This is a genomic window from Azospirillum formosense, from assembly GCF_013340925.1.
GTDB classification, from domain to species: domain Bacteria; phylum Pseudomonadota; class Alphaproteobacteria; order Azospirillales; family Azospirillaceae; genus Azospirillum; species Azospirillum formosense.
Map to the genome: position 1 here is coordinate 1 of NZ_WHOR01000432.1, position 2,758 is coordinate 2,758.

Below are 2,758 nucleotides of genomic sequence, written 5' to 3' on the forward strand. Positions count from 1 at the left end.
GGTTGGGTGGGGGCTCGCCGCTACCAACGGTCCTCAGCTTCCCCCGTCGATCGTCCGCGTCGCGGTCACGCCTTCCGGACGGCCGACCAGCACGGTCAGCAGCCGGTTGGGGTCGAGCAGCCGTTTGGCGACGCGCTGCACGTCGGCCTGGGTGACGCCGTTGATGAAGGCGTCGCGGCGGTCGAGATAGTCGATGCCCAACTCGTCGCGCTTGACCTGGAGCAGGATGCCCGCGATCGCCTGTGTGCTGCTGAGCTGGAGCGGGAAGCTGCCGGTGAGGTAGGTCTTGGCGTCGGCCAGTTCCTCCTCCGTCACGCCCTCGTCGGCCATGCGCTTCCATTCCTGGCGCATGATGTCCAGCGCCTGACCGGCCTTGGCGTTCACCGTGTTGCCGCCGGCCATCACCAGCGCGGAATGCTCCATCGGGATCAGGTAGCTGTAGACGCCGTAGCTGAGGCCGCGCTTCTCCCGCACCTCCTCCATCAGGCGAGAGCCGAAGCCGCCGCCGCCCAGGACGTAGTTCATCACGGTCGCCGCGTACCAGTCGGGGTCGGCGCGCTTGAGCCCGGTCTGGCCCATCAGCATGACGGTCTGCGCGGTCGGCCGGGTGGCGACCAGCGTCTCGCCCAGCCCCTTCGGCTCGACGTCGGGGATGGCGGCGTTCGCGGAGGTTGCCGGCAGGCCGCCGAACACATGGTCGAGCGCGCGGCCCAGATCCTCCGGGCTGATGTCGCCGGCTGCGGCGACGACCAGCCGGTCGCGCCCGAAGCCGGCCTTCACGAAGCCGCGGAGATCGTCCGGGGTGATCGTCGGCAGCGACTCCAGCGAGCCGCGGATCTCGTCGCCGTAGGGATGGCCGGGGAAGGCGGTGGAGTAGAACAGCCGCCGCCCGACGTAGTTGGGATCGGCCTGATCGCGGCGCAGGCTGGACAGCACGGCGGCGCGCATGCGCTCCACCGCCTCCGCGTCGAAGCGCGGCTCGGTCAGCGACAGGCGGGTCAGCTCGAACGCCTCGTCGCGGCGGTCGCTCAGGGTGCGCAGGCTGCCGCCGAAGCCGTCGCGCCCGGCGTCGTAGCCCAGCGCGATGGCGTTGTCCTGAAGCCGCGCGGCGAAGGCCTGGCTGTCGTAGGGGCCGGCGCCCTCGTCCAGCGTGCGCGCGGCGAGGTTGGCGAGGCCCTCCTTGCCCTTGGGGTCGGAGGCGCCGGCCCCCTCGAAGGCCCATTCCAGGGCGATGATGGGAACCTTGTGGTCCTCGACCAGCCACGCCTCGATCCCGCCGGGGCTGACCACCCGCTTGATCTCGATGGCGGTTGCCGGAGTGGTGATGGCGAAGGCGAGAAGGAAAAGGCAGGCGCCGAAGACGCGCTTGGACATGAGGCGCTTGGATAGGACGATCATCTCAGCTTCCCTTGTCCTGGAGCGGCAGCAGAAGGCCGGTGACGTGGTTGGTCTGGCCCAGAACGGCGCGGGCGGCGGCGTTGACCTGATCGGCTGTCACCGCGTCGATGCGCACCGGCCAGTTCTCCACGTCGTCGATGCTCTGGCCGGTGGCGATGGCGGCGCCCAGCGTCTGGGCCGGACCGGTCAGGCTGTCGCGGGCGTAGGCGGCCTCGGCCAGCATGCGCTTCTTGGCGGTGGCCACCTCCTCCTCCGTCACGCCCTTCTCAACGAGCGTCCGGATGTCGGCTTCCAGCGCCGCTTCCAGCTTCTCCATGGTCACGCCGGGGGCCGGCGAGGCGCCCGCGGCCAGCGAGGTCATGTCCCAGGCCGACGGGCTGTAGCCCAGCCAGGCCGAGGTGGCGATGCGCTGCTCGACGACGAGGCTGCGGTAGAGGCGGGAGGTCGGGCCGCCGCTCATGATCTCCGACAGCACCTGGAGCGGGTAGGCGTAGCCCTCCTTGTCGGTGCGGTAGGAGGGGGCGAGCCAGTTGCGCCGGATCGAGGGCTGGCGCACCTCGTCGTCGCGCAGGATGACCCGGCGGGCGGCGCTGATCGGCGGCTCCTGCACGCGGGCGCGCTCCGGCACCGGGCGGGCGGGAATGCTGCCGTAGTATTTCTCGGCGAGCGGCTTCAGCTCCTCCGCCGTCACGTCGCCGGATACCACCAGCACGGCGTTGTTGGGCGTGTACCAGCTTTTGTAGAAGGTCTCCGCCTCCTCCCGCGTGAGGGTGGCCATCTCCTGCGGCCAGCCGATGATCGGCGTGCCGTAGGGGTGGTGGACGTAGAGGGTGGCGTTGATCTGCTCGCCGATGCGGTCCGCGGGCTCGTTCTCGATGCGCTGGCGGCGCTCCTCGATGATGACGTCACGCTCCGGGTAGACGACCTGGTCGGTGAGGCGGAGGTTCGACATGCGGTCGGCCTCCATCTTCATCACCAGCTCCAGCCGGTCGCGCGCCACGTTCTGGAAATAGGCCGTGTAGTCCCAGGAGGTGAAGGCGTTGTCGCGCCCGCCGTTCTTGGCGACGATGCGGGAGAAGGCGCCAGGCGGAACCTCCTCCGTCCCCTTGAACATCAGATGTTCCAGGAAATGGGCGATGCCCGATACGCCGCGCGGCTCGTCCGCCGCACCCACCTTGTACCAGACCATGTGGGTGACCACCGGCACGCGCTGGTTGGTCACCAGCACGACCTGCATGCCGTTGGACAGGGTGAAGGTCTCCGGAAAGAAGACCCCCTTCTCGGCGGCGAAGGCGGGGGTGATGGCCGCGGGCATGGCGCCGGCCAGGGCGATGGCCAGGACGCCCGCGGCCATCACCCC

Annotated in this window: 2 protein-coding genes; both read right to left on the bottom strand. The window is 69.9% G+C overall.

Going from position 1 to position 2,758, the window contains the following annotated elements; genetic code table 11:
* Positions 1-33: 33 nt before the first annotated feature.
* The gene (locus tag GBZ26_RS28610) at positions 34-1,398 is read right to left on the bottom strand and encodes a M16 family metallopeptidase (RefSeq protein ID WP_174441700.1); all 1,365 of its coding nucleotides are present in this window, start codon (positions 1,396-1,398) and stop codon (positions 34-36) included.
* Position 1,399: 1 nt separating this feature from the next.
* Complete coding sequence (locus GBZ26_RS28615) at positions 1,400-2,752, bottom strand: M16 family metallopeptidase (RefSeq protein WP_174441701.1); 1,353 nt, start codon at positions 2,750-2,752, stop codon at positions 1,400-1,402.
* Between the last annotated feature and the right edge of the window lie 6 nt (positions 2,753-2,758).

What these genes read in the sequence shown, in the direction of transcription:
- GBZ26_RS28610 (WP_174441700.1), bottom strand. Translation starts at nt 1,398, where the DNA reads ATGATCGTCCTATCCAAGCGCCTCATGTCCAAGCGCGTCTTCGGCGCC.
- GBZ26_RS28615 (WP_174441701.1), bottom strand. Translation starts at nt 2,752, where the DNA reads ATGGCCGCGGGCGTCCTGGCCATCGCCCTGGCCGGCGCCATGCCCGCG.